Below are 26,697 nucleotides of genomic sequence, written 5' to 3'. Positions count from 1 at the left end.
CAAAATAGCTCTATTTGAACTATTATATAGAATTTGTAAAGGTTTTATAAAGTATCTCGAATTTAAGAGTCTCGAGTTTGAGTTTTAATTCTTGCGGGTATATACTATTTGTGAATCCTGATCATATCTTAGGAAACAATAAACAGGCATTCTTGGATTCCAATAGTATGTAAAAGGAGAGATTATAGTGGCAAACGTAAAATTAGCGGTCATTTATTACAGTTCTACAGGTACGAACTATCAAATGGCGCAATGGGCGGAAGATGCAGCTAAACAAGAAGGGGCAGATGTGAAATTAGTACGTGTCCCAGAGTTAGCTCCTATGGAAGCAATCGAACAGAACCCTGCATGGAAAGAGCATTACTTAGCAACCAAAGACGTGGTTCCAGAAGCAACAATCGACGATCTTGATTGGGCTGACGCTGTTATTTTCAGTGTGCCTACCCGTTTTGGTAACGTTCCGGGCCAAGTGAAACAATTTATGGATCAGGCAGGCGGACTATGGTTCCAAGGGAAACTTGTGAACAAGGTTGTCAGTGCGATGACATCTGCTCAAAACGTGCACGGTGGCCAAGAAGCAACACTGTTGAACTTTTACACTACGATGTTCCACTGGGGCGCCATCATTGCAGCGCCAGGATACACAGATGATGCGGTATTTGCTTCAGGAGGAAACCCTTATGGTACGAGTGTGAGTGTAGATGGAGAAGGAAATATGAAAGAAGAAGTCGAAGGTGGCGTACGTCATCAAGTGAAACGTACAATAGATGTAGCAAGTAAATTCATCAATTAATTATAGAGGGAAGAGTATGAAACTTTTTGAGTTTCATACTCTTTTTTTACTTTATTTTGGAAGTTTGGAGAATGAGGGGCGTTTTGTGAGTTTTATGGAAAAATGTTGATCATTGCTTTTCTTTCTTCTAAATGTGACAAGGAGGGGTGAGCGAATCCTATTTTTTTCGAGAAAATAGAGATGTTCGCAGAAATCTCTTAGGGATTTAGTAACTATTTTGTGACAGTAAATCATGATGAATCCCTCTAGCAATAGGTCTGAAAGGTTTAAATTTTTTAAATTTGGGAATCATAATACTAAATATTCAGAAAACTTGTTGCGAAATTCTATTATATCCTGCATAATGAAAAAAAGCATGAAGGGGGTAGTCTCATGAGAAAGCAAAAGATTGATTATGTTATCCGTCGCCACCCCGAGTACAAAGGGAAAGAGATTACGGCAAAGAGAGAGTTGTCCTTTGGAATACAGTTAGCCTCACGTCTGCTTTTAGATCAACTAAGTTATCAGTTTAATAAAGAACGTCTGGATAAGGAAATCAACCAGGCCATTGATAACGATGACCGCGATGAATTTGAACGTTTAAGTTTTCAATATCAACCCTTTACATGGGAATAAGATAGAACCGTTGCTGATGCAGCGGTTTTTTTTGTGAAGTTTTAGGTTATGAATGAAGTAAATGAACGAAGTTTTAGGAAAACAGCTTTATGAAAGGGATCAGATATACAACATCTTCCTGTGAATGTTATAGTAAGGGTACCATCATAGACTAGGAAGGTAATACAATTGAAAAAATTATGGATTCTTACAGCTTTAAGTATCGGCTTGACCGCTTGTTCCCTCGCGTCATCAGGGGACAATCAAGAGTCAAAAGAAGAAGATGTTCCTGCTTCTTCCCAAAAAGAACAGGACCAAACCCCTGCTGAGGAGGATCAATCCTCTTCTTCTGAAGACACAGCGCAAACAACGGCTGAAGAAGGAAAAGATACAGCTTCTGAGAAAACAGAAAAAGATAAAGTCTTGGAAGATGGAACGATCCAAGTAGGAGAACCCGAGAGTTTGCAGGTGGTCGTCAACAAAAACAGGAAATTACCGGGTGACTATGTGCCTGAAGATTTGACGGTTCCAAATGTGCCTTTTTCTTTTACAGAAGACCACCCGAAAAAACAGATGCGACAAGAAGCAGCTCGTGCTTTAGAAGAGCTTTTTGTCGCGGCTGAACAAGATGGAATTGATTTAGTAGCTGCTTCCGGCTATCGTTCCTATGACCGCCAAAAAAGGATTTACGAAAGAAATGTAGAAGTTTATGGCAAGGAAGAAACAGATACATTCTCAGCACAACCTGGTACAAGTGAGCACCAGACAGGATTAGCCATGGATGTCACTTCTGCTCAGGTGGCATTCAAACTGGAGCAATCCTTTGGTGAAACCAATGAGGGAGAATGGCTTGCGGATCATGCGCATGAATACGGGTTTATCATTCGTTATAGGGAAGGGGCTAAAGAGATTACCGGTTACATGTATGAACCTTGGCATTTGAGGTATGTAGGAAAAGACATCTCTACAGATGTTCATGAACAGGCCGTAACGTTAGAAGAGTTTTTCGGCCTTTACCCTTCAGATGAATGAAAAAAAGCCATTTCTCCAACAAGAGAGAAATGGCTTTATTAATAACAGATTCCAACGCGGTGATATAAAAATGCATTCTTGTGTAATTCCTGATAGGCGAAGAATGCTGTGTCTTCCACGGTGATTTTTTTGCCTTCTTCCGGAAGCAAATCACGCTCGGACCGGATATTGCCATATCTTTCTCCATCAGGCAGGTAAGTCGGACAGATGATGGTCCAATTCAGATTACTTTCCTTTAAAGCTTCATATACTTTGACATGTTCTTCAGCTGCGAACGTCTTTTTTCGTTTAGATTCATTAGTCTGATAACGGTATTTTCCATCTTCATTTCTGCTGTTCAAAATGCCTGCAGTCCCGATCGTGACGATTCTCGTGATTCCTTCTTCTTCCATCGCTTTTATTATCAAGGGTACACTCTTAGATAGAGTATCCGTCTTATCTGTGTTCAAGGCACTTATGACCGCATCACAGTTGGCAATCGTCTTTTTTACGTCTTCTTCATTTTTCGCATCGCCAATAACGAACTCCGCTCCAGGAATAACTTCCATCGCCCGTTTTTCATCACGAACGAGTGTTTTTACTTCCACCTCATCATCTAGAGCTAATCGTACTATTTCAGATCCTACTCTTCCTGTTCCACCGAATAATGCAAGTTTCATTAAATCACCTCAAAGATTTGTAAAGTTTACTTATGGTTACGTAAAAATGTGAAAATCCTTTGCTATGCTTGTCTCAAAAGAATGTAGATGGGAGATATGACCATGAAAAAGAAACCCGTTCGGAGCTGGATGCTCTATGATTTTGCCAATTCAGCTTTTGCGACGACCATCATGGCTGCTGTTTTACCTGTATTCTATTATGATGTAGCAGCTAAAGGTGTTCAAGAATCTTTAGCTGCAAGCTATTGGGGATATTCCCAATCCATTGCCGTCTTAATCGTTGCGATCCTTGCTCCCATTCTTGGTGCAATCAGTGATTATTCGGCAGCGAAGAAAAGATTTTTGATGTTTTTTGCCTATATGGGCATGATTGCCAGCGTCTTGCTTGCCTTTGTAGGAGAAGGGGATTACATCTTTGCTTCTATACTATTGATTGTGGGGACCATTGGCTTTTCAGGTGCGAATGTATTTTATGATGCCTTTTTACCTGAAGTGGCCAAAGAGGAAGATATAGACCGGGTTTCTGCAGCCGGCTTCACATTAGGGTATGTCGGTGGCGGGGTTCTCTTGGCCATCAACTTGCTGATGATTATGAAGTATGAATGGTTCGGGCTGCCGAGTACCTTGATGGGTACGAAGCTTGCTTTCGTATCTGTCGGTATTTGGTGGTTTGTTTTTTCCATCCCTCTTATAAAAAACGTTGTAGAGGAAAAGAAGAGGCAGCAAAAAAGGGAGCGCTCTTATGTAGCCATCGGCTTTCAACGTCTTGGTCGGACATGGAAAGAACTGAGACAGTTTAAGCAGCTCCTCATCTTCTTATTAGCATTTTGGCTTTATAACGACGGGATATCGACGATTATAAAAATGGCCACTATTTATGGAAGGGATATTGGTATTGATAGCACTTCACTGATTACGGCTTTACTCATCACTCAATTCGTTGGTATTCCGTGTACATTTTTCTTTGGTTGGCTGGCAGGCAAAATAACTCCTAAACGTGCGCTCATGATTTCATTATCTATCTACCTGGTCATAGTAGCTCTTGGGTATTTTATGACCTCGGCCCTTCATTTTTACATCCTGGCTGTGTGTGTAGGTTTCGTACAAGGGGGAGCTCAGGCCTTAAGCCGCTCTATTTTTGGACGAATGGTTCCGGGGGACCGTCATGCGGAGTTTTTCGGTTTTTACGGCATCTCTTCAAAATTCGCTGCTATTTTTGGACCGTTTGCCTTTGCAATCGTGGGACAATTGACAGGGTCCAGCCGTTTTGGAATTCTGTCCCTCGTGTTCTTCTTTATCGTTGGCATGATTCTTTTATACGTGCTTGATGTAGATAAAGGGGTGGAGCAGGCGCAGGCCTACACCCGATCTGATGAAGAGCCCATCATTCGTTCGTAGTTTACACAATCGGATGACTATACTGGTTGTTCAGCATTTTTTCAAGTGGTTCCCCCGTATCATACGAAATGTTTCCGACGATTTCTTGAATGTGATCCAATACGTCCGGGGAACCTGTTTTCCAATACTCGAAGATATACTGAAAAAGAAGGGTACCTTCATTCTTAGCCTGTTCATATAAATCCAAAAAAGATTCGGCGCGCTTTTCATTCGTTGCCGGATGATACCACTCCATACGGCTCTCATTCAAAAAATCTCTTTTTTCAGTGATTGGCTGATGGGAGAAAGAAGAGACGAGTGATCCGAACCATTGATTCTTCCATTTCCAAGGATCATACAACACCCTTTGAGCCGCTTGAATATGGAAAAAAGATTCTTGAATAACTTTCTTCTTATGTTTCGTCGTGATTTCAGGATAGTGATGGGAAAGCAGTGAATGCATAAAGGAAGAAATCGGACGGATTTGTTTTCCAATTTTTATTTTCTTATGGACAGGGTTTTTCCATGTCTCCAAATTCCTCTCACGATGAAGCATGACTGTATCTATAAGTACCTCTAGTTCCTGGTGTTTATTATCTTCATAACCTGCATGGTAGTGAACGTAGGGATGGGTATGGCGGTCAAGGATATGATGGCTCGCAAAGCCCAGGATAAAAGCTTGAAGTAAGTTTTTCTCTGACTTTCCTCGTTCAATCATATCCATCAAAAAGGGCCCGCATTTTTCTGTATGCATCAGCATTCCGATTTCTGCTACCTCTTTATCCGGTAGAAAAGGCAGGAAATTATGATAAAAGAACGGGTCCGGACCCTGGGCTCCCATATGTAAAGGTGCCGAGGAAGTTTCTAAAAGGTCTTTCCTATCAAGCTCCTCGCATAAATGATCCACAAACAGTATATGTGTCCATATATTAGGCATCATCATTCTCCATTCTTTATAAAGTGTTGTTCCACTAAATGGCAGTATTCGTGAAGACTCGATTTCGAGACTTTTGTTGAGTGGATGGGGCTGCGGGGAATGACTCGCTTTCCGCGGGAGCGCGTTGAGCCTCCTCGGACTGCGTCCTGTGGGGTCTCACCTAGCACTCTTTTCCCGCAGGAGTCTCGCCATTCCCCTCCGCCACTTGCCAAATATGCATCTCGAAACCACTCTAACAAATAGCGAGGATTACAATATAGCGTTTTAATACTAAAGATTTTGTATTCTACATAGAAAATTTAGTACAGAGCGCTTTATTACTATAACGACAGGGATGGGGAGACACTCATTCTGGGTAGAGGGGTTCGTTTTTACTCTCATAGAAAATGGGGTGGTTGGGAAGCTGTGAGACTCCCGCGGGAATGGATTGGCTGGCGAGACCCCGCAGTGCGAAGCACGAGGAGGCTTGCCGTCATCCCCGCAGGAAAGCGAGCTGCTTCCCAACCAGCCCTGACTCTTTATTCGGCAAACGAACCCGGTTATCTCGAAACTGTGTCTTCCACAATCGGTAGCTTTAATGGATGTGTGGATTCAAAAAAAAGAGCCTTTCTGAAAAGGCTCTTTTTCACCACTTTTTACCCACTTGAGAGATCAAGCAAGGATGGAAGATATGTACCTTTGCTTGATGGATTCATTATACATAAATATCTGAAAAATGTAAATAATCTGACTTGTAACTTGAAGAAAATTGTCAAAAAGAGCGGGCTTCTGGTGATTGTTCAAAAGATTCTTGATACAATGAAAGGGCATGCAATGATTTGAGCAAAGGGAGGATATTCATGGATTATCGCATTGAGAAAGATACCATAGGAGAAATCAAAGTACCGAGCGAAAAGTTTTGGGGAGCTCAAACACAGAGAAGTAAACAAAATTTCCCGATCGGTGATGAAAAAATGCCGAAAGAAGTTGTTGAGGGCTTTGCTATCCTTAAAAAAAGCGCGGCAAAAGCAAATGCAGCACTTGGTTTGCTTGAAGAGGAAAAAGCAGACGCTATAGCTTATGCGGCGGATCTCATTATTGCCGGAGAACTTGACGAGCATTTCCCTCTTGTCGTTTGGCAGACGGGAAGCGGGACGCAATCCAATATGAACGTGAATGAAGTCATCGCTTACGTCGGTTCGCAATGGCTTGAAGATAAAGGAAGTGAAACGCGCCTCCACCCAAATGATGATGTAAATAAATCTCAAAGTTCGAATGATACTTATCCGACAGCCATGCATATTGCATCTGTCAGAAAGATTGAGGATGTCGTTCTTCCAGCTTTGATCCAATTTAAACATACATTACAAGAAAAAATGGAAGCGTTTAACGATATTGTTAAAATTGGCCGTACTCACTTACAGGATGCCACTCCATTGACACTCGGTCAGGAAATCAGCGGTTGGCATCGCATGCTTGAAAAAACAGAAAAAATGCTGATAGAAAGCACGGAATATGTAAAAGAGCTTGCGATTGGTGGAACAGCTGTAGGTACGGGATTGAATGCCCATGAAGATTTTTCTGAACAGGTTGTGGCTCAAATTAACGAGGCGACAGGAAAAGGCTTTATTTCCGCTCCGAATAAGTTCCATGCGCTTACCTCGCATGACGAACTTGTTCACACGCATGGTGCTTTGAAAGCCTTAGCTGCCGATGTGATGAAAATAGCCAATGATGTAAGGTGGCTTGCAAGTGGTCCGCGTTGTGGCATTGGAGAAATAACGATTCCAGCAAATGAACCGGGAAGTTCCATTATGCCTGGTAAAGTGAACCCCACACAAAGCGAAGCGGTAACGATGGTTGCGGCTCAGGTCATGGGGAACGACGCTACGATCGGTTTTGCAGCTAGTCAGGGGAACTTTGAGCTGAACGTATTCAAACCAGTAATCGCTTATAATTTCTTGCAGTCTGCACAACTTCTTGCGGACAGCATCGTTTCTTTCGATGAACGTTGTGTGAGCGGATTGGAGCCGAATCATGAACAAATTGAAAAATACTTACGTGATTCCTTAATGCTTGTGACAGCTCTTAACCCTCATATTGGATATGAAAATGCAGCGAAAATCGCAAAAACAGCTTTTGAAAAAGATCAGACATTGAAAGAAACAGCGGTTGAGCTAGGTATTCTTACCGAAGATCAATTTGAAGAATATGTTGACCCTAAAGCGATGACGAAGCCAAACGCGAAATGATTTTTTGTTGTTAGCCATGTTTATTAGCCTGGTATAAATTTCTCCAGTAATTACCACCTGTTTTTTTGACATAAAAACAACCAGACCGACCCATACTACGATTACACAAGACAGGAGGTGAGACACATGGCTAACAACAACAGTTCAAACGAGTTGGTTGTACCTGGTGTACAACAAGCTCTAGACCAAATGAAATACGAAATCGCACAAGAATTTGGCGTACAACTTGGTGCTGACTCTACATCCCGTGCTAACGGTTCTGTAGGTGGTGAGATCACTAAGCGTCTTGTCCAAATGGCTGAGCAACAGTTCGGTGGACAACAATACAAATAAATACTTGTGACGAAGGAGGAAGGGTGCGCCCTTCCTCTTTATTTTTTGGATGTCTTGAAGCATTCATACGTTGCACGAAGATTGAAGTCTTTAGATCGTTTTGAAAGAAGTGGCGAGCGATGCAAGAATGTGGTGTATGCAATGGGTGGGCACCCTCTGAAAGAACCTGCCCCAAATGCGAAGGAACAATGCGAGATCAAGGGCGTGTCACGGATTTCTTGGATGATTACAGTCCTTATCTTGATCAGAAATATACAGATCTCGTTGATGGTGATTTGAATTCATCCATTACTGAGGAATGCGTCCATTTATTTGTTTGTGAAGATTGTGGTTTGAATGATATTCAAGCCACATAAAAAAACGCAGCCTACAAGGCTGCGTTTTTCATCTATTAGCGGATACGTAATTCAGAGTCTTTATCAAAGAAGTGAACTTTGTTCATATCGATTGCCAACGTAATCTGATCTCCACCATTAATATCTGAACGAGAGTCTACACGAGCGATAAAGTCCTGATCATTCAGTTTGGAATATAAGTAGGACTCAGATCCCATCAATTCTGCTACTTCAATGTCTGCAGTGATCTTCTTGTCCTGGTTTGCATCAATAAATACAGGCTCATCATGCATATCTTCCGGTCTTACACCAAGAATCACTTCTTTACCGATATAGTTTTGTTCACGAAGAGGTTTCATTTTCCCTTCAGGAACAGCGATTTTGACCTCGCCCAGCTCGATGTGGCCGTCGGCAAGTTTTCCATTCAGGAAGTTCATCGCCGGAGAACCGATAAAGCCGCCGACAAAAACATTTTCAGGTTTGTCATAAACATCTTTTGGTGCACCCACTTGTTGAATAACGCCGTCTTTCATGACAACAAGTCGTGTTGCCATCGTCATCGCCTCTGTCTGGTCGTGCGTGACGTAGATGGTCGTCGTTTGAAGACGTTGGTGCAATTTCTGAATTTCTGCACGCATCTGAACACGAAGCTTTGCATCAAGGTTGGAAAGTGGCTCGTCCATCAAGAATACTTTCGCATCTCGGACAATCGCACGACCAAGAGCAACACGCTGTCTTTGACCACCTGACAGCGCTTTCGGTTTACGGTCAAGTAAAGCCTCAAGGCCAAGGATTTGCGCCGCATTATTTACACGTTTCTCAATTTCGCTTTTATCCATTTTACGAAGTTTGAGGCCGAACGCCATATTATCATATACGTTCATGTGTGGATACAAAGCGTAGTTTTGGAAAACCATCGCGATGTCTCGGTCTTTTGGTGCTACATCATTCATGCGTTTTTCATCAATCATGAAATCGCCGTTTGTAATCTCTTCAAGTCCTGCAATCATACGAAGTGTCGTAGATTTACCGCAACCGGATGGACCGACGAATACGATAAACTCTTTATCCTTGATGTGTAAGTTGAAATCATCCACCGCTTTTACACTTTTATCATATACTTTATCAATATTGTTCAGTTTTATTTCAGCCATTTTATATCCCCCTAGTAATTTGAAATCGCTTTCTTGATTGATTACAGTGTACCGAAGTTTCTGAAAACGGTAAATGGACAAAGTGCACAAAGCTCAGGAGGGGATGTTTGTGCACTTTGTCGATTGTCAGTATTCCATGTGTAATAATGCGAGATAAGTAATGACCGCTCCCTGAAATTGTTTAATATCAAGACCCGTTTTTTCCACAAATTTGTCCACTCGGTATTGCAGACTGTTTCTATGCATATATAGTTTTTTAGCAGCTAGAGATGTATTAGAACCCGATTCCAGGAAGATCCGTATGGTTTGCAATAATTCCTTGTCCTTTTCGATGTCCTTAAAGATGGATCTACGGATATGTTCCCATTCTTCTTCTGGAAGTGCCTCTATATATAAATAGGGGATAATATCCTTATAGGTAATAATTGAACCTAGTTTATGTTCTTTGGCTATTCCTGCTCCGTGTTGTGCCCATTTCAATATTTTTGAGGCATCCTCCTGTGTCGAAGTGAATTCACTAATAAAGAAATGGATATCTGTATAAAAATCACTGCTTAATACGTCTGTCATGCCTTTAAATTCCATGATTTCCTGATCTTTAGATGATATTTCCTCTATGATGAACCCCTCACGATCCGATGTCCATAAGAGAGGCATTTCTTGAGGGAATAGGGATTGAAGTGCTTCCTTTACAATATCCTTCTCTGCTTCAGCATCTTCGATGGAAAAGAGAACAAATCGAAAGGATACCGGCCACACCATATCTTGAGGATTATCATTTTTATAAAGAAATGATGACCAATGCTTCTCCCTTTCTGTCATGGTGGATTCTTCTGAGCTTAAAGGTTTGAGGAATATAGACAGCAATTCTGAAGATTGCTGATCAAGTTCATCTTTTTTAATTCCTACGATTTCTGCATTTTCGGTTTGGAACCATTTGTATTCCGTATGATTGTCAAACCCGAGTTTATTTATCGTGATTGAAGGGTATAATCGTTTAAGTTGGTCTACAACTGACATGAATCTCTTCCTTTTTGGTTGGATATTTACTATTATAGTAATACAATGGACAAAATCCGCAAAGCGTTGAAGGTATAAAACTTTGTACCTGAAGAGAGGAGGAGAAGGAATTGGATCAAGTGAAGGATAAAAGTATTTACGGTCCTGAAACGAAAAACCGTTTAAAAAGGATTGAAGGTCAAGTTCGTGGTGTCCTCAAGATGATGGATGAAGACAAGGATTGTAAAGATGTCATTACCCAGTTGTCAGCCGCACGTTCTGCGATGGACCGTGCGATTGGATATATCGTAGCAAAAAATTTAGAAGGCTGTATTCGTGATGCTCATGAGGAAGGCGAATCAGCGGAAGAATTAATTAACGAAGCTGTACAGATGATTGTTAAAAGCCGGTAATGAAGAAAGCTGTCTCCTGTTGCGTCTGATGAAAGGCAAACAGGAGACAGCTTTTTCTTTTCATTTTTCCTCTTTTTGCTCAGGAATTTCGTGAGCTTCTCCGATTTGCTCATGCCCGTAGACAGGTTTAATCGTGCCACCTGCCATACCCTCATTGATCATCCGATCGACGTCAAGCTCGAATTTATCCTTTCCTTCAGGTGCTACATGTTTTTTATGCTTATCCATATGTTCACCTCCTCCTTTCATTTTGCCCGGATTCCGAAATTCAATGAACCAACACGGAGCATAAACGTGTCCTTCCCCTTCATATTCTTGTAGTAAGGGAGGAGATCAAATGCAGGGCTATCGTGAGTCCTTTATCCAAAGGCTGCAAAGGTCAATTGAAGAAGAGTGGAAGGATCATGATTTTTACAGCCGACTAAAAGGGGATACAAGTAACCGTTTATTCAGGGACTATATTAAGCATGCGGAAGATGATGAATTGAAACATTATCAAATGTTTCAACACCTTCACTTTCAGTTGACAGGAAAGTATCATGATTTTGAACCCGAAATGATCAGCTACCGGTCTTTCGAGAATGGTGTGATCAGGGCTCAACAAGATGAATTTAAAGCGGCCGAGATGTACAGGGAGATGCTGTTTATGATTCCTACGCCCGTCGCTTATCAAGCGTTATTTACAGCTATGACTGATGAGATGGAGCATGCGACTCGGTTCGGTACCATTTATGGGAGATTAAAATAATTCCAGTTTGAAGGCCATGTCTACACAAGGCCTTTTTTGTTTGGTGTTTTACCGTTGGCACTTGGCTTTTATATGGATTATACTTGGTACACCATGTGTAGAAAGAGGTTGGAACATGAATCCTGTTTTATTAATTTTAATGATGATCGGAATCGGGGCCCTGATCGGAGGGCTTACGAATTCATTAGCCATAAAAATGCTATTCCGTCCATACCGAGCCATTCATATCGGTAACTACCGTCTTCCTTTCACCCCGGGACTGATTCCTAAACGACAAAAGGAATTAGCCCAGCAATTAGGGAAAATGGTTGTGAACCATCTATTAACTCCAGAAGGCATCCGACGAAAACTCACCCATTCAACTTTTAAGGCTCAGATGACCACGTGGGCGAAAGATGAAGTTCACGCGATGCTCAAAAAAGAAGACACGTTAAAAGAAGTACTCGAAAAATTTCATATTGAAGTAACGTCCACATCCATTCAAAACCATGTTTCCCATTGGGTGGAACATCGTTATGATTCGGTTATGAACGAATATCGTGAAAAAACGATCGAGGAGTTGTTAACACCCGCGTTGCGAGAAAGGGCAGACCATGGGGTGGATCAAGCCGCTGCTCATATCCAGGCAAGTATAGAAGCTTATTTCCGGAGTTCGGAAGGAAAAGAGAAGGTGGCAGCACTGATCGATAACTATCTGGATAATCAAGGGTTTCTCGGTAATATGATTTCATCTTTTATGGGTCCCGATGGGCTCACGGAACGTATTTACCCACTGATTCTTAAATATGTATCCGATAGAGAGATGAAGGATTGGTTGGAAACGATGTTGCATGCAGAGAAGGATAAACTTTTAACCAAGCGAGTGGCTTGGTTTGAAGACTATTTCGGGCGTGAAACCATAGGCTCAAAGCTTGGAGAAGCCATTGCCCATACCTTGCCAGTAGATCAATGGATGGCGAAAACGGTGGAGGAATGGACAAGTCCTTATGAAGAAAAGATTCTAGATACTTTCGTTCCGGCAGCCGTTGATCAAATCAGTGAACTGTTATCATCCAAAGTGGAGAGCATGATGACACAGTTACGTTTATCTGAAATTGTTCAGGAGGAAGTCGAAGCTTTCCAAGTTGACCGTCTTGAAGAAATGGTCCTCGGCATTTCCAGGAGGGAATTTAAAATGATTACCTACCTGGGTGCGTTACTAGGAGGAATTATCGGCTTGCTGCAAGCCACTATTGTGCTATTTTTCGGATAATAGTGTATTCCTATACAGACGTATAGGAGTTTGTTATAGTGGGGAAGGAGTGTCAGAACGAAAACTTAGGAGGTACTTATTTTTATGGCAAATCTATATGATTACGCGTATGATCTAGAAAAAGCAATCCGTAACAGTGAGGAATTCAACGGATTGAAAGAAGCATATGAAGCAGTTATGAACGACGAAGCTGCTAAAAAAATGTTCGACGATTTCCGTCAAACACAAATCACGCTTCAACAAAAGCAGATGCAGGGAGAAGAAATTTCTGAGGAAGAAGTAGAACAGGCTCGTAAAGTCGTTGAGCTTGTACAACAACACCCTCAAATCTCCAAGCTAATGGAAGAAGAGCAACGCTTGAATACAGTCATCAACGACATCAGCCGTATCATTACGAAGCCTCTTGAAGAGCTTTACGGCAACCCTGAAGAACCACAACAATAATAAAGAAATGAAAAAGGAGCTGGTGAACCAGCTCCTTTTTTGTTGTCTGCAATTTGTGGATTATTTTGCAGGGGAGGATGTCTGGAATCAGGAAGCAGACCATAAGCCTGCTATGTTTCGTGTCTACTAGGGCTTTTTCAAAACTGGATTTTTTGTCGTCTCTTGCAGGAAAGTGGGGGCTTTATGACGAAAAGCTAAACCGAGAAGAATTTTTCCATATATAGGAGGAAAATCATGAAGCATTTCATTGTAGAGGAAAAGGGAAATGTGGTTCATTTGAAAATTGCCCGAGGAGAAAAATACAATGCATTGAATGCGGAACTACTGGCAGAATTCGCTGAAGCAGCTCGTGAAGCGAGGCGGTCGGAGGCACAGGTCGTTCTTCTTTACGGAGAGGGAGATGGATTCTGTGCAGGTGGAGATTTGAGTATGATGAAAGAGGTGTCTGACAGAGATACCTATGATGAAGTCATGAACAACATCGAAACGATTGTAACAACCTTCTATTCTATGCAGAAAATTGTTATATCCGCTTTGCATGGGCCTGTCGTAGGTCTTGGGTTAAGTATCGCATTATCGGCTGATTATGTCATAGCGGAACCCGATGCCAGTTTATCAATGAACTTCATAGGTATTGGATTGGCTCCAGATGGTGGAGGTCATTTTTGGCTGCAGGAGCGTTTAGGAACACACCAGGCTAAACATTTCGCTTGGGAAGGCCAACAAATGAGAGCAAAAGAAGCTTATGATCATAAACTTGTGGATATTGTCGTCAATGGACCTGTCCAAGAAAAGGCCGCGCGTCTGGCGGAAGAGTGGAGCGGCCGTCCATTAAAATCCATGATTGCTACAAAAGAAATTTATCATCAACATGGGATGGAACGGTTATCCCACTATTTGGAGAAAGAACGTGAAACCCAATGGATGTTACTTCAAACTGATGATCATAAAGAAGGGGTTGAAGCCTTCTTGAATAAACGAAACCCGGAGTTTCATGGTAAATAATAAAAAGTCGCGCCGAAGAGCGCGACTTTTTATAGTTTTAAATTGTTTGTGGTGTTATCTGTGGAACAAAACCAAATGTCCTTCAGGTGCAGCGCAGCGATGGGTGTGATTGCTGTACCCTTTCTCTTCCAGCTTCTCTGACCCTAATTTTTTTGCCTGGTCATCATTTTCTGCTTGAAAGGTTTCATCGAGGACATTGGTACCATCTTTCTCGAATACAGTTAAGTAGTATGTCTTCATTGTTGTGCCTCCTTGAATGAATAGGTATTCATTATTTACTTTTGTCATACAACGTCGATATTCCTGCTTGACCAGCAAATTTCCATCAAAAAAATTCCCATCACATTCTTCCACAATAGCTCCCGTTTGTGGAAGACTCAGTTTCGAGACTCTTTCGGGTTTCGTTGCTGGGTTGAGCGTCAGGGGTGGTTGGGAAGCTACTCGCTTTCCTGTGGGGGAGTGGCGAGCTTCCTCGGACTACGTCCTGCGGGATCTCGCCTATCTCCTTTCTCCCACGGGAGTCTCGCAGCTTCCCAACCACCCCATTCGATATAGGTGAGTAACGAACCCCTTTACCAAGTCGTATATACCTTCCACGATCCCACTGTTAGAAGCATAAATCACTCTGTATCAAGCTTTCAGGATTCTAACACCTGAGCATGGGAGTTTATTCTTACAATTCCATCAAGCTAAATGGCTGCTTATACGAGAAGTGGTTTCGAGACACTTACATGGTAAAGGGGCGGAGGGGAATGGGGAGACTCCTACCTTAAGTGTGCAGGCGCCTCAATCAGCGGCGTATGGACTGGACTGAGCTGGCGGAGATAAAGGAAACACGAAGAACGGAGTGATTCGATGTTGACTTATCGTACAGAAGCGAGGGAAGTCTCACTAGCCGCTAGGCGCCGGAACCGGATACTGAAGAGGAAAAAAGTGCATGGTGAGACCCCGCAGGACGCAGTCCGAGGAGGCTCACCGCGCTCCCACGGAAAGCGACTCATTCCCCGCAGCCCCCATCCACTCAACAAAAGTCTCGAAACTGAGTCTTTCACAATCCTGCCATATTCTTTAATAGCAATATTTTTTGTGAAGGGAGAAGGATTATTGAAACCATTGGGTTAGAAATTACGTACATAAGGTGAAAAGGGGGGGAAATGATGACGTTACGATTGGAGAAAGTGACGAAAAAGTTTGGATCGTTTACAGCCGTTGATGACTTGTCATTAGAAATTCCAGAAAAGCAGATCTTTGGTTTTCTCGGTGCGAACGGAGCGGGTAAAACCACTACCTTCCGTATGGTTCTCGGTTTGTTGGATCAAACAAAAGGGGAAATATCATGGAACGGTGGGGACATTGGCTACGACCAGAGTCATTTAATCGGGTATTTACCGGAGGAAAGAGGACTTTATCCCAAGCTGAAGGTCCAGGAGCAGTTGGTTTATTTGGCCAAATTAAGAGGGATGAAGAAATCTGAAGCCGTTCAACAGATTGAAAGTTGGCTTGAAAGATTTAAAGTACCCGAATACAAAAATAAGAAAGTTGAAGAATTATCGAAAGGAAATCAACAAAAAATTCAGTTCATCTCAGCTGTATTACATAAACCGAAATTGTTGATATTGGATGAGCCTTTTTCAGGTCTTGATCCAGTTAACGTTGAAATGCTGAAAAAAGCTGTCATTGATTTGAAAGAAGCCGGAACATCGATTGTATTTTCCTCTCACCGGATGGAGCATGTAGAGGAATTGTGTGAAAGTCTGTGTATTCTTCATCACGGTTCACCTGTGGTGCATGGAAAGTTGAAGGAGATTAAAAAGTCATTCGGGAAAAAGAATGTGAGAGTCATTGCAGATTTTGACCTTGCGTTTTTGGAGAGTATTCCTGGAGTAACGAAATATAAGCCATTGGGAGATGGCTGCGAAATTCAGATTGAGAGTGAGGAAATTGCTCAGCGTATTTTTGAGGAGCTGCAAGGGAAAGGGTTTGTACGCAAATTTGATCTGGAAGAGCCGACTTTGAATGATATCTTTATTGAGAAGGTGGGTGCTTCTTATGAATAAGTTCTTTATCATGGTTGCCCAGACTTATAAAAACCGTGTAAAATCCAAGTCTTTCCTAATTACCACGATTGTCACTGTTGCACTCATTTTCGCTTTATCGAATTTGCAATCCCTAATTGAGACTTTCAGCGATGTGGATGAAGAAAAGAAAGTGGCTGTCGTGACAGACAATGAGGACTGGTTTCAGTCATTAAATCAGGTCGTGTCTATGAATGACAACCTTAGCCTTGAGAAATACAATGGAAGTCTTGAGGAAGCTCAAGCAGCGGTAGAAGAAGGAGACTTTCAATCTGTTGTAGATGTGGAACAAGGCGAAGAGGGGATGCCTGAAGCGACTTATTATGCGAATAAAATCGCTAACACTGGGGAAAGTGACCCTGTCAGACAGGCGCTTCAACAAGTGAAAGTTCAGTATGTGACCGAGCAGGCCAATGTCGACCCTGCAATCATTCAACAAATGAATGCCCCTGTGGACTTTGAGCTAGTAGCTCTTGAAGAGAGTGCAAAAACGGCAGAAGAACTGAACCAGACTCGAGGACTTGTTTATGTGATGCTCTTTTTCTTGTATTTCTCTGTCATCATGTATGGGCAGATGATCTCTACGGAAGTAGCAACAGAAAAATCAAGTCGCGTCATGGAAATTTTAGTTTCGAGCGTATCCCCAGTATCCCAAATGTTTGCCAAAATTTTCGGGATTGCTTTGTTAGGCTTGACTCAATTCGCAATCCTTATTTTGGCTGGATACTTAGGTATCCAACAAAGCAAGACCCTTGGCGATGGTTCGATGCTGGAGTTTTTCGGTTTCAATGACATTAATCCCGGCACAATCGTCTATGCCGTCGTTTTCTTCATTCTTGGCTATTTGCTCTATGCTACCTTAGCGGCGACTTTGGGGTCGCTCGTCAGTCGCTTGGAGGATGCGCAGCAATTATTGGCACCTATGATTATGCTGATTGTAGCTGGTTTCCTTATTGCGATGTTTGGCCTTGGTATTCCTGATTCTACATTTATCACGGTCAGTTCTTATTTCCCGTTCTTTACACCACTGATCATGTTTTTACGTGTAGGAATGCTGGAAATCCCGATTTGGGAAGTCGCCTTATCTATTGGTATCCTCATCGGTTCCATTCTTTTGCTTGCTTTGATTGGAGCACGGGTCTATCGTGGCGGTGTACTGATGTATGGGAAGTCCACTTCCTTAAAAGATTTAAAAACGGCTTTGCAACTCTCTAAAAAAGAGAAGTAAAGAAAAACCCCTTGGTTAAGGGGTTTTTTGTTTGGCTGGTTAAATGATAAAATCCCAGCTATGGGTGGGCCGTTCGGAGAAGATTGCGACTTTGCTGTTGCTCCCTTGTGATATGAGAACGTGCATTCGGTTTTTGGCTCTGTTAAAATGAAAGAAATAATAGAAAAGGAGGCTGATCATGGTGGAATCATCGATTCGATTCATACACAGCGCAGATTTACATATCGACAGCCTTTTTAAAACAAAGGGACACTTCCCGGAAAAACTGTTAGATAGGTTGCGAAAAAGCACATTCGAAGCGTTCGACCGGCTAATCGACGCCTGCATAGACAATAAGGTGGATTTCCTTTTGATTACTGGTGACTTATACAATGAGGAAATTCGGAGTATTAAAGCTCAAGTCCATCTTAGGCGTGGGTTTGAACGTCTTCATGAGAAGGATATTCAAGTATATATCAGTTATGGTAACCACGATTATATAGAGGGGCAAACCTTACCCATTGAAATGCCTGCCAATGTACATATATTTCAAAGTCAAAACGTTGAATTCTTCCCTTTTGAAAAGGACGGGGACGTAGTGGCGCATATTTACGGGTTCAGCTATGAGACAAGAGAAGTACGAGATCGCAAAGCTTCGTTTTTCACTAAAGAAGAGGGGCCGGACTATCACATCGGAATGCTTCATGGCAGTCTTGAAACAAATACAGACCATGATGTTTACGCACCTTTTTCACTACAAGAGTTAAAAGGTCAAGATATGGACTATTGGGCTTTAGGTCACATTCACAAACGTTCAGTTCTATCAACAGATCCACCTATCCTGTACCCAGGGAATATCCAGGGGAGATCACGAAAGGAAGCGGGAGAAAAAGGATGTTATCTTGTCGAGCACAACTCCGGAGAATGGAATTTTCAGTTTGTCCCGTTGCAAAGCATTACATACGACTTTACCACTGTGGATGATCTTGAAACCACATCGTTTGAAGAATTGGAAAAAGTTTTGAAGAAGGCGAAAGAAAAAGTAGCTGCCGGTTCTCCTGTGATGTTGACGATCACGATGATGGGATATGCAGGATCCACAGAGGATATTCAAGAATGGGTGGAAGTCATTAATGAGAATGAAGATTTTGATTCCGATGATTGGATTTGGATTGAGGAAATCAAGGTTGAAGGCCGCACAACCTGGAATGAAGAGGATGTAATGAAAGGTTCTCATTTTACAGGTGAACTATTGCGGACCATTTCTAATTTAAATGAAGAAGAAGTAGAACAATGGCTCTCTCCTTTGTTTTCTCACCGAAAAGTGTCCAAGTATATTCATCCGATTAAAAATGAAGAAACGACGGATATGATAGAACAAGCCAAATCACTGCTATTGGAACGGATGATCAACCATGAGAGGAGGGGGACGATGTGAAGATCACCCATTTATTCATTTACGGATTCGGCAAATGGAAGGATTATTCTTTGGATTTAACCGTTCCATCTCCTCATGTCATTATAGGCGAAAATGAAGCAGGAAAATCGACGCTCTACGAATTTATCTTGTTTATGTTATTTGGACTACCCCCAAAGCAAAGGGTGTCTTTTATACCTAAAACCGGAGGAAGCATGGGCGGACGTCTTGTCCTTTTAACGGAAGAGTCCGGAAGGGTGACGATTGAGAGAACGCACGAACATGAGAACGGAAAAGCGGTTTGCCGTTTAGAGACAGGAGAGGAAAAGGACGAAGCCTGGCTCCGGAACTTACTGGATGGAATGGAACGTAGAGTTTTTGAATCTACCTATAGTTTTAATGCGGATGACTTGATGGAACTAAAGAATTTATCAGGGTATGAGCTTGGTGAAGCCCTATTGAATATCGGATTAACGGGATCTGATCAAATTTATCAGACAGAAAAATGGCTGCAAAAACAAATGGATGAACGTTTCAAGCCGAAAGGAAAAAAACCACTCATTAATGAACAGCTTCAAGTGGTTGAGGAGTTGCAGCAGAAGAAGAAAACATTGGATGATGAAGAAGAAGACTATTTACGGCTTCAAAAGACAAAAGAAACATTGAACGGACGCCTACGCACATTGGAAGGGGAATGGCAGGAGACCATCAATCAAATTTACATAACGGAACAAGTTCTGAAAGTAAGAGCTGTTATCGTTGATTACCACTTAATAAAGGCTGAAGTAGAGCATCAATGTAACCTTTCTTTTCCGGAAGCGGGTGTGGAGCGTTACCAGCAAGTGAAGGAAGTCCTTTTGCCTCTTCAATCGGAACAAAAGCTATTAAAAACTAATATTGAGGAAGTTGAGTCTTCTATTCAACGTTGGAAGGATGGATACGACCCACTTCAAGAGGAAGAAGCAGGAAAGCTCGTAGAAACAGGATATCCAAAGTATGAACAAGCTGTCTATGAGGTCGAACGCCTTTTACAACAGATTACCCGACTTGATGAACAGCTTGAAGAAGATAAAAGTCATATTGATGTTCCTTTGGATATAGATGAAATAGAGGAATATTCATTGCCATTTTATATTGAAGAAACATGGCGAGCATTGAAAAAAGAAAAAGAAGAAGTGGAACGTGAGGAAGCGTTTATTAAGGAACAAGCAGACGACATCGCCCGGGAGCTTCAAAAAATAGAAGAACATAAACATTCGATAGAGGACGAGAGGATCAGTGAGGAAACAGCCAAAGAGTATGAAGAAAAGTTGCAGAGAAATTATCAAATGGCAGCAACGTCTGACCAAGATACAACGAGATTAAGGAATGGACGTTTGTTAGGGGGCGTGTTGGCCGGCCTCTCACTGGCTTTTGGGGGGTTCCTCGAAGGAATGGTGCTATTCTTCTTGTGTTTGGTCATAGCCGCTGCTCTTGCATTGTACAGTTATAGCTGTCACAAAAAAATAGTGGAATTATCTGAGCAAAGTGTGACGACATCCATTCCTGTGGAAGAAATGGAACAAGCGAGGAAACAGCTGCAAAAATATGATGCACAAAAGAATGAGTACCATCATCTGCGTGAGCAATGGAAGCAGTTGAACCAGGAAGAGATTCGGCTGCAGGAGAAGACCCACCATCTCCAACAACGAAAAAGAAGATTGGAAAATACCCTTGATGAACAGCGTAATCTCTATCCTTTCCTAGCATACTTACACGTGGAGCATTGGGAAAAGCTCTATCATCTTTTGACACAATTGAAAGAAAAGAAACGTACACAGAAACGGCTGCTTCAGGAAAAAGAAAAGCAACGCTCCACAATAAACCATATCAAAAAAAATCTGGAAGCGTTTTACGAGATGAAAAAGTGGGAATTCTACGAAGAGAATATGGAACAGCAGTGGCAGCATTTAAAAGAATGGGTCCAAGAGCAGCATCATAGAAGGCAGAAGATCACTCAAGCAGAACAGCAGTTGGAATCCCTGGATAAGCGTGCGAAAGAAAATAATGTGAAGCTTTCTACTTATTTGGTCCAACAACAAGAGCTTTTCCAAGAAGCCGGCGTGGAGAAGGAAGAGGACTTTTACACAAAGGCGAAACAGAAGAAAAAACAAAGGGAGCAACAAAGTCAGCTCCAGGATTTAGAACGTCAACTGCAGCGTATGCTGTCAAAAAGAGAGCAGCAGAATTATCATGTGTGGACAGAAGTGCCTGAAGAAGCTGCACTTTCGGCCCGTCTGGAACGCCTGAAAAGCGATAAGCAAAAGATTGAAGAGGAACAAAAAAAGAACCAGCAAGCCAGTGCACATAACGAGAGCGCCATTCGACAGCTGGAGCATTCAGATGAACGGTCTAGCATTACCCACAAACTTCACAAAGAAAAAGTAGAACTTCAAAAACTTTCGGAAGAATGGGCGGCTTATCAACTGGCTTGGAAGGCTTTGGAGAAGACGAAGCATGCGTATAAAGAAAAATATTTACCACGGATCTTAGGGAAAGCTACGACCTATTTTTATAAACTGACGAACGGAAATTATGTTGATGTGAAAATTTCACCCGATGATGATCGCATTAAGGTCATTAGTAAGCAGGGATTCACTTATTTTCCAATGGAACTCTCACGGGGAACAAGGGATCAACTGTATGTTTCTTTCCGTCTGGCCCTTGGGGAGACGATGGCGGATGATTTGTCCCTTCCGTTTCTCGTTGATGATGCCTTTGTTCATTTTGACCAGAGGAGATTAAGCCTGATGGTGGAACTTTTCGAGCAATTATCTAAAAAGCACCAAGTCGTTCTTTTTACATGGCGAGAAGATTTGGAAGAAGCGTTTCAATCTCCTCAAGTCCTGCGATTGAGTTAAAATCGATAAAAGGTCGCAATGTAAGAACATTAATGATAAAATGTTTTAAGATTACTGAGGAATAAGCAAATGGAGGGTTTCCATTGCCAGAAATGAACAATAAAGATTGGAACAAATACGAAGAAACGATTGAACAATTTATCCAAGTCATAGCTAAGAATATGAGCCTTTATGGGGTAACCCCGTCCATCGGCCGCTTGTATGGGGTGCTGTACTTTTCACAGGAACCCATGACATTGGATGACATGCGGGAAGCTTTGGAGATGAGTAAGACCAGTATGTCAACAGGCGTCCGTGCTTTATCAGATATGAAGATGGTCGAACCTTCCTTTAAAAAAGGAGTCCGTAAAGATTTATACAAGTCAGAAGAAGATTGGTATAAATCTTTCACTTCCTTGTTCGGAAGCCGTTGGAGACATCATACAGAGACGAATATTGAAGAAGCGGATGAAGCCATCCAGGAGCTTCTAGAGCTGCAAGAGAAGACGACGGACGAAGATCTTCATGCAAAAATAACAGAAGATATCGATCGGCTGGAATATGCTCAAAATTACTATCGCTGGCTCATGAGGTTTATTCATGTGGTAGAATCCGGAGAGATCTTTCAATACGTACCGAAAATTGATCAAAAAGATAAAAAGTAAAGAATCCGATGTGAACAGCTTGTTGGCTGTGCGCATCGGATTTTTTCGTAGCTCTTTACTAAGAACAGGGAGCTTGTATCATATTTGCTCGCGATTGCTCATAGACTAGAGACAAAAGGAGCGGGGAGGATGAATTTATGATATTCGGTCTTCCGATTTGGGTGTTTTTGTGCATTGTCTTTATATTCATAAGCGGGTATATGGCCATCCGCGCCATGAGAGCGGAACACAACCTCGAACAAGAGTATATCGAACGGGAAGGTCAAGTGTATTTAAAGCGGATTGAAAAGGAGAAAGAGCGCCGAGGAAAAAGAGATGCCATGATGTCAGAATAAAAGCCAGGTGAAACATTCACCTGGCTTTTGATCTTTATTATTCTTCTGTATTTTCTGCTTCAGAAGAATTTTCTTCTGAGTTATTTCCCTCAGGATTTGTACCTTCTTCTACTGGTGCTTCTTCTTTATCGAAGAGACCTTCAAACTCATCAAGCTTCACATCAATTTCAGAGTTTTGCATAAGCTCATCCATCTTCTTCTGAAGCTCAGCCTGATCGACTTTCTGACTCGTCAATGTACGTTTGATTTCTTCCTTCATTTCTTCATAAGGCTTGATATCTTCTTTATCGCGCTTGTCTGTCACTTTGATGACATGGTAGCCAAATTGAGATTGCACAGGTTCACTTACTTCACCTGGCTCTAATTCGTAGGCTTTATCTTCAAATTCAGCAACCATTTCTCCAGGTCCGAACCAGCCAAGCTTACCGCCTTGCTGAGCAGAACCATCAGAAGAATATTCCGCGGCTAGCTCTCCGAAATCTTCTCCATTATCGATTTTTTCTTTAACTTCCTTCGCTGTTTCTTCATCAGAGACTAGAATATGGCTCGCTTGAACCTCTGTTTTCATACGGTCATAGTAATTTTTCATTTCTTCTTCTGAAATTTCGATTCCTTCAGAAGCGGCTTTTTCTTGCAATAGGCTCATACGGATGGTTTCTTTGAAAGCTTCTTCGTCGGCAAAGCCATTTTGCTGAAGAATGTTTTCGAAATTATCGCCGTATTGTTCTTTAATTGTTTCTAGTTCCTTGTTTACTTCTTCATCGGAAACCTCATAATTATTTGCAAGAACTTCTTTCATTACAAGAGTCTGAAGCACTTGCTCACCATACTGAGACTTCAATTCCTGATAGAACTCTTCTTTCGTTACTTCTCCACCATTGGTTTCAACAACAGCTTCTGATTCATCTGCATTTGATGAACAAGCTGACAAGGTGAATACGCTCGCTGCCAATGCAGCCGTGATGGCTATTTTTTTCATAATCCTGACACTCCTAAAACTTATTGTGAATTTCGTGACGTAGAGATTTGCTCACAGCCTATCAGTAAATATAACACATTATATAGTCAATGTTCTATACTGTATTGTGAAAATATAGCAATTCAAACAAGACATAGAAAAAACAGGCCATCTACGGCCTGTTCTTAAAGTGTATTAAGCACTTCCACATAAGAAGAGATCAGTAATATTGTAATGAGTACGTTGATCGTGCGGAAAACACGCGTTTGTTTTTCGTTCGACATTTTCGTCTTTGTGCATAAGGAATGTGTGAGTGAGTTAAACACGAATAAAATGACGAGCGCGTACAAGCTGAATCCGAATGCCATGTTGGTACCTCCTTTATTCCCTATGAAACTACTCTATCAAAGTTTGGGTGGATTGAACAGAAAAAAGCAGGTCGGATTTCCCGGTTAGAACAAAAAAGTCTGATTCAGAAATAAAAAGACAAATTCCGACTTCAACTAAAGCTCCCTTTTCTTGAAGACTCAGTTTCGAGACTTTTGTTGAGTGGATGGGAGCTGCGGGGAATAGCTCGCTTTCCGCGGGAGCGCGGTGATCCTCCTCGGACTGCGTCCTGTGGGGTCTCACCATGCACTTTTTTCCCGCAGGAGTCTCCCCATTCCCCTCCGCCCCTTGATCATATAAGTATCTCGAAACTACTTCCAGAATAAGCAGCCATTTGTATCCTAACGCTTGCTATAAAGGGCTTTTCAACTAGAATGTAGTGGTTATGGAAGACGCTCCATTCGTGTATTGGGTTCGTTTCTCATATCCATTGAATGGGGTGGCTGGGAAGCTGCGAGACTCCCGCGGGAATGGATTTCCCAGCCACCCCTGACTCCCAATACGGCGAACGAACCCCAGAATATCTCGAATTCAAGTCTTACACAATCCTGCCATATACTGTAAGAAAACGTAAAAAAACAACGTTCAAAAGAGTGAACGTTGTTTTTTTATGCTTTTGGCTGATGGATCAAGATATCATAGCCTTCTTTCGCATTCTCGATCAAGCACTTTTTCGGTGCTTTTGCGAAATAATTTAAATAGAGAAAATCAGAGAAAGATAATCCGATGTTCACAGATGCAAAGAGTACGAGATATGCAAAGTAGTTAGGGAAGACATATCCCATGATGAGTGCAGGAACTGTAATTAAGAAAGTCGGTGCAAGAGCCATCATGATGGATGTCTTCTTTGATAACCGAGTTTTGCACTGATAGGTGAAGGTCGGAACAAATCGTTTCCTGAATTTGAACTTCACTCGCAACCGCTTATAGCTGAGCATCAAAGGTAGCATGTGCATAAGGCGGTGCATCGACGGTAAGAAAAACAAAATAACCAACAACGGTAGAAAACCGTGATCATTCATCTCATGCGTACCGTGAATCATTGAATACGGCAGGTATAAGATTAGGAATGAAAGTAGTCCTGTAAGAAAAGACATCAGGTAAACACGGTTCAGACCGAATTCTTTATTGATGTTTACTGTTTTCCAGCAGTTCATCATAAGAATCCCTCCCTTACAACAAAAAATACTGTGAATTTATTATGAAAATCGATATGATAGTAGTACGTTTTATGTTTCGTTTGTTTGGCACAAGACGAATAATAGTATGTTTGAGGAGAAAAAGCAATAGGTTTTTTGTAAAAAAAATATTTGCTTTATACTCTTTTGTTGTAAGATCTTATAAACCTTGGTATGACAAGGGTGACTGCAGGTTGTGGAGGGAGTATTTTGGAGAAGGGAAATCAATGCGAAACCTTTGCATTCCACTTGAATTTGTTACTAGAAGTCGAAGAGATGAAGAAATATCCTTTTACGAAATTAGTCATTGAAAAAAGCTTAACAAGAAAAGAATATAAGGAAACGTTACAGTTATTAGAAATTTTGAATGAGCGTTACGAAGAGGACGTGGCTAACGGTTTGATGAATCATTCTAATTTGGTGATTCACTTTGCTGGCATGCTTTGTTACAAGCTACCTATAGCAGACGCGTTGGAAGCACTTGATCAGCAGGGGCTTTACCCGAAATTGACGAACCAACTTATTCGTCTTCACCATAAATAGAACCCTTTCCAATAAATGTTTACTGGAAAGGGTTCTATTTATTTATTCTCCTATTTGTTATGAGGACCTTGATTTTTTCTTATAGTCCTCAATATCCGTCGGTTGTTGGACCAATGGCTCCTCTTCAATGTTTTCTAGTGAACGTTCGAGGATTTCTATATATTCGTCTCCATAAATCTCCTTGATCAAAGCAGATAAATCTAAGAACTCAGGAAGCTTACCATACATTTCTGTCATTGGCATAGCGCCTCTAAGTACAGAGTTATCTTCCGGGTTATACTCATTCAGCGTTTCTTCTAGAAGTTCAATCCCTGCATCTGTTAATTCTACATAGGTGTTTCTTTTGTCGTTTTCACGTTTAGAAAACTGAAGGAGGCCGCGCTCTTCCATTTTCTTTGAGAAATTGAAGGCGGTTGAAACATGCATGACACCGTACTTGGAAATCTCAGAAATGCTTGCCCCTTTCAAATGGTAAGCAATCCACAAAATGTGATGTTCGTTGATGTTCAATTGGAATGGCTTGATCCATTCCTGCCAGTCCTTTTCAATGGCTTTCCAAAGCGCTTTGGAGAGTTGAGCCATTTTATGACTATAGAATATGGCTTCTCTTTTTGAAATTTTATCCTTCATTTACCTCACCCTCTTAAGGTATTTTTTAAAACTATTCTATCTGCAAAAGGCTTTTAGTTTCAAAGAGTTTCCCACTTATAATCATATAAAATTTTAATAAATTATCAAGATATAATG

The 26,697-nt window shown here is 41.6% G+C and carries 29 protein-coding genes; 19 read left to right on the top strand and 10 right to left on the bottom strand.

What is annotated here, in order from left to right; all coding sequences use genetic code 11:
• The first annotated feature begins 187 nt into the window (after positions 1-187).
• The 3 genes from wrbA (at position 188) to DYE48_RS16390 (ending at position 2,419) form a co-directional block, all read left to right on the top strand.
• Positions 188-793, top strand: coding sequence for an NAD(P)H:quinone oxidoreductase (gene wrbA / locus DYE48_RS16400; protein WP_115824582.1), 606 nt, complete (start codon positions 188-190; stop codon positions 791-793).
• A 372-nt stretch (positions 794-1,165) separates the two neighbouring features.
• The gene (locus DYE48_RS16395; protein ID WP_089653208.1) at positions 1,166-1,408 is read left to right on the top strand and encodes an IDEAL domain-containing protein; all 243 of its coding nucleotides are present in this window, start codon (positions 1,166-1,168) and stop codon (positions 1,406-1,408) included.
• A gap of 168 nt (positions 1,409-1,576) precedes the next feature.
• A complete protein-coding gene (locus DYE48_RS16390) occupies positions 1,577-2,419 on the top strand; it encodes a M15 family metallopeptidase (RefSeq protein ID WP_115824581.1) in 843 nt (280 codons plus the stop codon).
• Between the two features lie 38 nt (positions 2,420-2,457).
• Here the strand turns inward: DYE48_RS16390 and DYE48_RS16385 are convergent, their stop codons facing one another.
• Positions 2,458-3,078: an NAD(P)-dependent oxidoreductase gene (locus tag DYE48_RS16385; protein WP_115824580.1), complete on the bottom strand. Its 621-nt coding sequence runs from the start codon at positions 3,076-3,078 to the stop codon at positions 2,458-2,460.
• Between the two features lie 102 nt (positions 3,079-3,180).
• Here DYE48_RS16385 and DYE48_RS16380 point away from each other — a divergent pair, with 102 nt between their 5' ends.
• Positions 3,181-4,476: an MFS transporter gene (locus tag DYE48_RS16380; protein WP_115824579.1), complete on the top strand. Its 1,296-nt coding sequence runs from the start codon at positions 3,181-3,183 to the stop codon at positions 4,474-4,476.
• A gap of 1 nt (position 4,477) precedes the next feature.
• Here the strand turns inward: DYE48_RS16380 and DYE48_RS16375 are convergent, their stop codons facing one another.
• On the bottom strand, positions 4,478-5,392 hold the full coding sequence (locus DYE48_RS16375) for a zinc dependent phospholipase C family protein (RefSeq protein ID WP_167449537.1): 915 nt from the start codon (positions 5,390-5,392) through the stop codon (positions 4,478-4,480).
• Between the two features lie 839 nt (positions 5,393-6,231).
• Between DYE48_RS16375 and fumC the strand changes: the two genes are divergently transcribed.
• From fumC to DYE48_RS21245, 3 genes are all read left to right on the top strand, one after another.
• On the top strand, positions 6,232-7,623 hold the full coding sequence (fumC, locus tag DYE48_RS16360; protein WP_115824575.1) for a class II fumarate hydratase: 1,392 nt from the start codon (positions 6,232-6,234) through the stop codon (positions 7,621-7,623).
• Positions 7,624-7,749: 126 nt separating this feature from the next.
• Positions 7,750-7,956, top strand: coding sequence for an alpha/beta-type small acid-soluble spore protein (locus DYE48_RS16355; protein ID WP_089653219.1), 207 nt, complete (start codon positions 7,750-7,752; stop codon positions 7,954-7,956).
• Positions 7,957-8,144: 188 nt separating this feature from the next.
• Entirely contained in the window at positions 8,145-8,312 is a 168-nt protein-coding gene (locus tag DYE48_RS21245) for a hypothetical protein (RefSeq protein WP_160915233.1), read from the top strand.
• 35 nt (positions 8,313-8,347) lie between these two features.
• On the opposite strand, the gene DYE48_RS16345 is transcribed toward DYE48_RS21245, so the two are convergent.
• Both DYE48_RS16345 and DYE48_RS16340 read right to left on the bottom strand, forming a co-directional pair.
• A complete protein-coding gene (locus DYE48_RS16345; RefSeq protein WP_089653223.1) occupies positions 8,348-9,445 on the bottom strand; it encodes an ABC transporter ATP-binding protein in 1,098 nt (365 codons plus the stop codon).
• A 126-nt stretch (positions 9,446-9,571) separates the two neighbouring features.
• Entirely contained in the window at positions 9,572-10,465 is an 894-nt protein-coding gene (locus DYE48_RS16340; RefSeq protein WP_115824574.1) for a PucR family transcriptional regulator, read from the bottom strand.
• Positions 10,466-10,575: 110 nt separating this feature from the next.
• Here DYE48_RS16340 and DYE48_RS16335 point away from each other — a divergent pair, with 110 nt between their 5' ends.
• Positions 10,576-10,857 carry a metal-sensitive transcriptional regulator gene (locus DYE48_RS16335; protein WP_174787809.1) on the top strand — a complete coding sequence of 94 codons (282 nt, stop codon included), beginning with the start codon at positions 10,576-10,578 and terminating at the stop codon, positions 10,855-10,857.
• Between the two features lie 60 nt (positions 10,858-10,917).
• Here the strand turns inward: DYE48_RS16335 and DYE48_RS21240 are convergent, their stop codons facing one another.
• On the bottom strand, positions 10,918-11,085 hold the full coding sequence (locus tag DYE48_RS21240; protein WP_167449536.1) for a hypothetical protein: 168 nt from the start codon (positions 11,083-11,085) through the stop codon (positions 10,918-10,920).
• Positions 11,086-11,194: 109 nt separating this feature from the next.
• Here DYE48_RS21240 and DYE48_RS16330 point away from each other — a divergent pair, with 109 nt between their 5' ends.
• From DYE48_RS16330 to DYE48_RS16315, 4 genes are all read left to right on the top strand, one after another.
• On the top strand, positions 11,195-11,605 hold the full coding sequence (locus DYE48_RS16330; protein ID WP_089653226.1) for a ferritin-like domain-containing protein: 411 nt from the start codon (positions 11,195-11,197) through the stop codon (positions 11,603-11,605).
• Positions 11,606-11,720: 115 nt separating this feature from the next.
• A complete protein-coding gene (locus DYE48_RS16325; protein ID WP_115824573.1) occupies positions 11,721-12,857 on the top strand; it encodes a DUF445 domain-containing protein in 1,137 nt (378 codons plus the stop codon).
• Positions 12,858-12,941: 84 nt separating this feature from the next.
• On the top strand, positions 12,942-13,301 hold the full coding sequence (locus DYE48_RS16320) for a YlbF/YmcA family competence regulator (RefSeq protein ID WP_089653229.1): 360 nt from the start codon (positions 12,942-12,944) through the stop codon (positions 13,299-13,301).
• A gap of 234 nt (positions 13,302-13,535) precedes the next feature.
• Positions 13,536-14,306 (top strand): enoyl-CoA hydratase, encoded by a 771-nt coding sequence (locus tag DYE48_RS16315; RefSeq protein WP_115824572.1) that lies wholly within the window; start codon positions 13,536-13,538, stop codon positions 14,304-14,306.
• Between the two features lie 54 nt (positions 14,307-14,360).
• On the opposite strand, the gene DYE48_RS16310 is transcribed toward DYE48_RS16315, so the two are convergent.
• Entirely contained in the window at positions 14,361-14,546 is a 186-nt protein-coding gene (locus DYE48_RS16310) for a YhzD family protein (protein ID WP_089653268.1), read from the bottom strand.
• A 917-nt stretch (positions 14,547-15,463) separates the two neighbouring features.
• Here DYE48_RS16310 and DYE48_RS16305 point away from each other — a divergent pair.
• The 6 genes from DYE48_RS16305 (at position 15,464) to DYE48_RS16280 (ending at position 22,884) form a co-directional block, all read left to right on the top strand.
• On the top strand, positions 15,464-16,363 hold the full coding sequence (locus DYE48_RS16305; protein WP_115824571.1) for an ABC transporter ATP-binding protein: 900 nt from the start codon (positions 15,464-15,466) through the stop codon (positions 16,361-16,363).
• A complete protein-coding gene (locus tag DYE48_RS16300) occupies positions 16,356-17,609 on the top strand; it encodes an ABC transporter permease (protein WP_115824570.1) in 1,254 nt (417 codons plus the stop codon). Before DYE48_RS16305 ends, DYE48_RS16300 begins: the two co-directional genes overlap by 8 nt.
• 178 nt (positions 17,610-17,787) lie before the next feature.
• Positions 17,788-19,026 carry a metallophosphoesterase family protein gene (locus DYE48_RS16295; protein ID WP_115824569.1) on the top strand — a complete coding sequence of 413 codons (1,239 nt, stop codon included), beginning with the start codon at positions 17,788-17,790 and terminating at the stop codon, positions 19,024-19,026.
• Positions 19,023-21,905 (top strand): ATP-binding protein, encoded by a 2,883-nt coding sequence (locus tag DYE48_RS16290; RefSeq protein WP_115824568.1) that lies wholly within the window; start codon positions 19,023-19,025, stop codon positions 21,903-21,905. The genes DYE48_RS16295 and DYE48_RS16290 overlap by 4 nt, the downstream gene beginning before the upstream one ends.
• A gap of 92 nt (positions 21,906-21,997) precedes the next feature.
• Positions 21,998-22,549, top strand: coding sequence for a GbsR/MarR family transcriptional regulator (locus DYE48_RS16285; protein ID WP_115824616.1), 552 nt, complete (start codon positions 21,998-22,000; stop codon positions 22,547-22,549).
• Between the two features lie 137 nt (positions 22,550-22,686).
• Positions 22,687-22,884, top strand: coding sequence for a sporulation YhaL family protein (locus DYE48_RS16280; protein WP_089653244.1), 198 nt, complete (start codon positions 22,687-22,689; stop codon positions 22,882-22,884).
• A 37-nt stretch (positions 22,885-22,921) separates the two neighbouring features.
• Here the strand turns inward: DYE48_RS16280 and DYE48_RS16275 are convergent, their stop codons facing one another.
• The 3 genes from DYE48_RS16275 to DYE48_RS16265 all read right to left on the bottom strand — a co-directional run bounded on the left by DYE48_RS16275 (position 22,922) and on the right by DYE48_RS16265 (position 25,389).
• On the bottom strand, positions 22,922-23,863 hold the full coding sequence (locus tag DYE48_RS16275; RefSeq protein WP_115824567.1) for a peptidylprolyl isomerase: 942 nt from the start codon (positions 23,861-23,863) through the stop codon (positions 22,922-22,924).
• Positions 23,864-24,027: 164 nt separating this feature from the next.
• Complete coding sequence (locus tag DYE48_RS16270; RefSeq protein ID WP_035510066.1) at positions 24,028-24,210, bottom strand: hypothetical protein; 183 nt, start codon at positions 24,208-24,210, stop codon at positions 24,028-24,030.
• 627 nt (positions 24,211-24,837) lie between these two features.
• Positions 24,838-25,389 (bottom strand): DUF3267 domain-containing protein, encoded by a 552-nt coding sequence (locus DYE48_RS16265; RefSeq protein ID WP_089654200.1) that lies wholly within the window; start codon positions 25,387-25,389, stop codon positions 24,838-24,840.
• A gap of 228 nt (positions 25,390-25,617) precedes the next feature.
• Between DYE48_RS16265 and DYE48_RS16260 the strand changes: the two genes are divergently transcribed.
• Positions 25,618-25,950, top strand: a complete 333-nt coding sequence (locus DYE48_RS16260) for a DUF1878 family protein (RefSeq protein WP_167449535.1) — start codon at positions 25,618-25,620, stop codon at positions 25,948-25,950.
• A gap of 57 nt (positions 25,951-26,007) precedes the next feature.
• On the opposite strand, the gene DYE48_RS16255 is transcribed toward DYE48_RS16260, so the two are convergent.
• Positions 26,008-26,580, bottom strand: coding sequence for an HTH-type transcriptional regulator Hpr (locus DYE48_RS16255; RefSeq protein ID WP_115824565.1), 573 nt, complete (start codon positions 26,578-26,580; stop codon positions 26,008-26,010).
• Positions 26,581-26,697 lie beyond the last annotated feature (117 nt).

It is taken from the genome of Halobacillus trueperi (genome assembly GCF_003386945.1).
In the GTDB taxonomy this organism is placed as follows: Bacteria; Bacillota; Bacilli; order Bacillales; family Halobacillaceae; genus Halobacillus; species Halobacillus aidingensis.
Note: the sequence above shows the minus strand (reverse complement) of the source record. Positions and strands in the feature narration are given on the sequence as shown.

Bases quoted from the DNA above. Each gene is read 5' to 3' on its own strand.
- DYE48_RS21240 (WP_167449536.1), bottom strand. From the start codon at position 11,085: ATGGATAAGCATAAAAAACATGTAGCACCTGAAGGAAAGGATAAATTC.
- DYE48_RS16285 (WP_115824616.1), top strand. From the start codon at position 21,998: ATGAACAATAAAGATTGGAACAAATACGAAGAAACGATTGAACAATTT.
- DYE48_RS16320 (WP_089653229.1), top strand. From the start codon at position 12,942: ATGGCAAATCTATATGATTACGCGTATGATCTAGAAAAAGCAATCCGT.
- DYE48_RS16385 (WP_115824580.1), bottom strand. From the start codon at position 3,078: ATGAAACTTGCATTATTCGGTGGAACAGGAAGAGTAGGATCTGAAATA.
- DYE48_RS21245 (WP_160915233.1), top strand. From the start codon at position 8,145: ATGCGAGATCAAGGGCGTGTCACGGATTTCTTGGATGATTACAGTCCT.
- DYE48_RS16305 (WP_115824571.1), top strand. From the start codon at position 15,464: ATGACGTTACGATTGGAGAAAGTGACGAAAAAGTTTGGATCGTTTACA.
- DYE48_RS16300 (WP_115824570.1), top strand. From the start codon at position 16,356: ATGAATAAGTTCTTTATCATGGTTGCCCAGACTTATAAAAACCGTGTA.
- DYE48_RS16380 (WP_115824579.1), top strand. From the start codon at position 3,181: ATGAAAAAGAAACCCGTTCGGAGCTGGATGCTCTATGATTTTGCCAAT.
- DYE48_RS16255 (WP_115824565.1), bottom strand. From the start codon at position 26,580: ATGAAGGATAAAATTTCAAAAAGAGAAGCCATATTCTATAGTCATAAA.
- DYE48_RS16280 (WP_089653244.1), top strand. From the start codon at position 22,687: ATGATATTCGGTCTTCCGATTTGGGTGTTTTTGTGCATTGTCTTTATA.
- DYE48_RS16375 (WP_167449537.1), bottom strand. From the start codon at position 5,392: ATGCCTAATATATGGACACATATACTGTTTGTGGATCATTTATGCGAG.
- DYE48_RS16345 (WP_089653223.1), bottom strand. From the start codon at position 9,445: ATGGCTGAAATAAAACTGAACAATATTGATAAAGTATATGATAAAAGT.
- DYE48_RS16315 (WP_115824572.1), top strand. From the start codon at position 13,536: ATGAAGCATTTCATTGTAGAGGAAAAGGGAAATGTGGTTCATTTGAAA.
- DYE48_RS16325 (WP_115824573.1), top strand. From the start codon at position 11,721: ATGAATCCTGTTTTATTAATTTTAATGATGATCGGAATCGGGGCCCTG.
- DYE48_RS16340 (WP_115824574.1), bottom strand. From the start codon at position 10,465: ATGTCAGTTGTAGACCAACTTAAACGATTATACCCTTCAATCACGATA.
- DYE48_RS16275 (WP_115824567.1), bottom strand. From the start codon at position 23,863: ATGAAAAAAATAGCCATCACGGCTGCATTGGCAGCGAGCGTATTCACC.
- DYE48_RS16330 (WP_089653226.1), top strand. From the start codon at position 11,195: ATGCAGGGCTATCGTGAGTCCTTTATCCAAAGGCTGCAAAGGTCAATT.
- DYE48_RS16265 (WP_089654200.1), bottom strand. From the start codon at position 25,389: ATGATGAACTGCTGGAAAACAGTAAACATCAATAAAGAATTCGGTCTG.
- DYE48_RS16270 (WP_035510066.1), bottom strand. From the start codon at position 24,210: ATGGCATTCGGATTCAGCTTGTACGCGCTCGTCATTTTATTCGTGTTT.
- DYE48_RS16310 (WP_089653268.1), bottom strand. From the start codon at position 14,546: ATGAAGACATACTACTTAACTGTATTCGAGAAAGATGGTACCAATGTC.
- DYE48_RS16295 (WP_115824569.1), top strand. From the start codon at position 17,788: ATGGTGGAATCATCGATTCGATTCATACACAGCGCAGATTTACATATC.
- DYE48_RS16355 (WP_089653219.1), top strand. From the start codon at position 7,750: ATGGCTAACAACAACAGTTCAAACGAGTTGGTTGTACCTGGTGTACAA.
- fumC (WP_115824575.1), top strand. From the start codon at position 6,232: ATGGATTATCGCATTGAGAAAGATACCATAGGAGAAATCAAAGTACCG.
- DYE48_RS16395 (WP_089653208.1), top strand. From the start codon at position 1,166: ATGAGAAAGCAAAAGATTGATTATGTTATCCGTCGCCACCCCGAGTAC.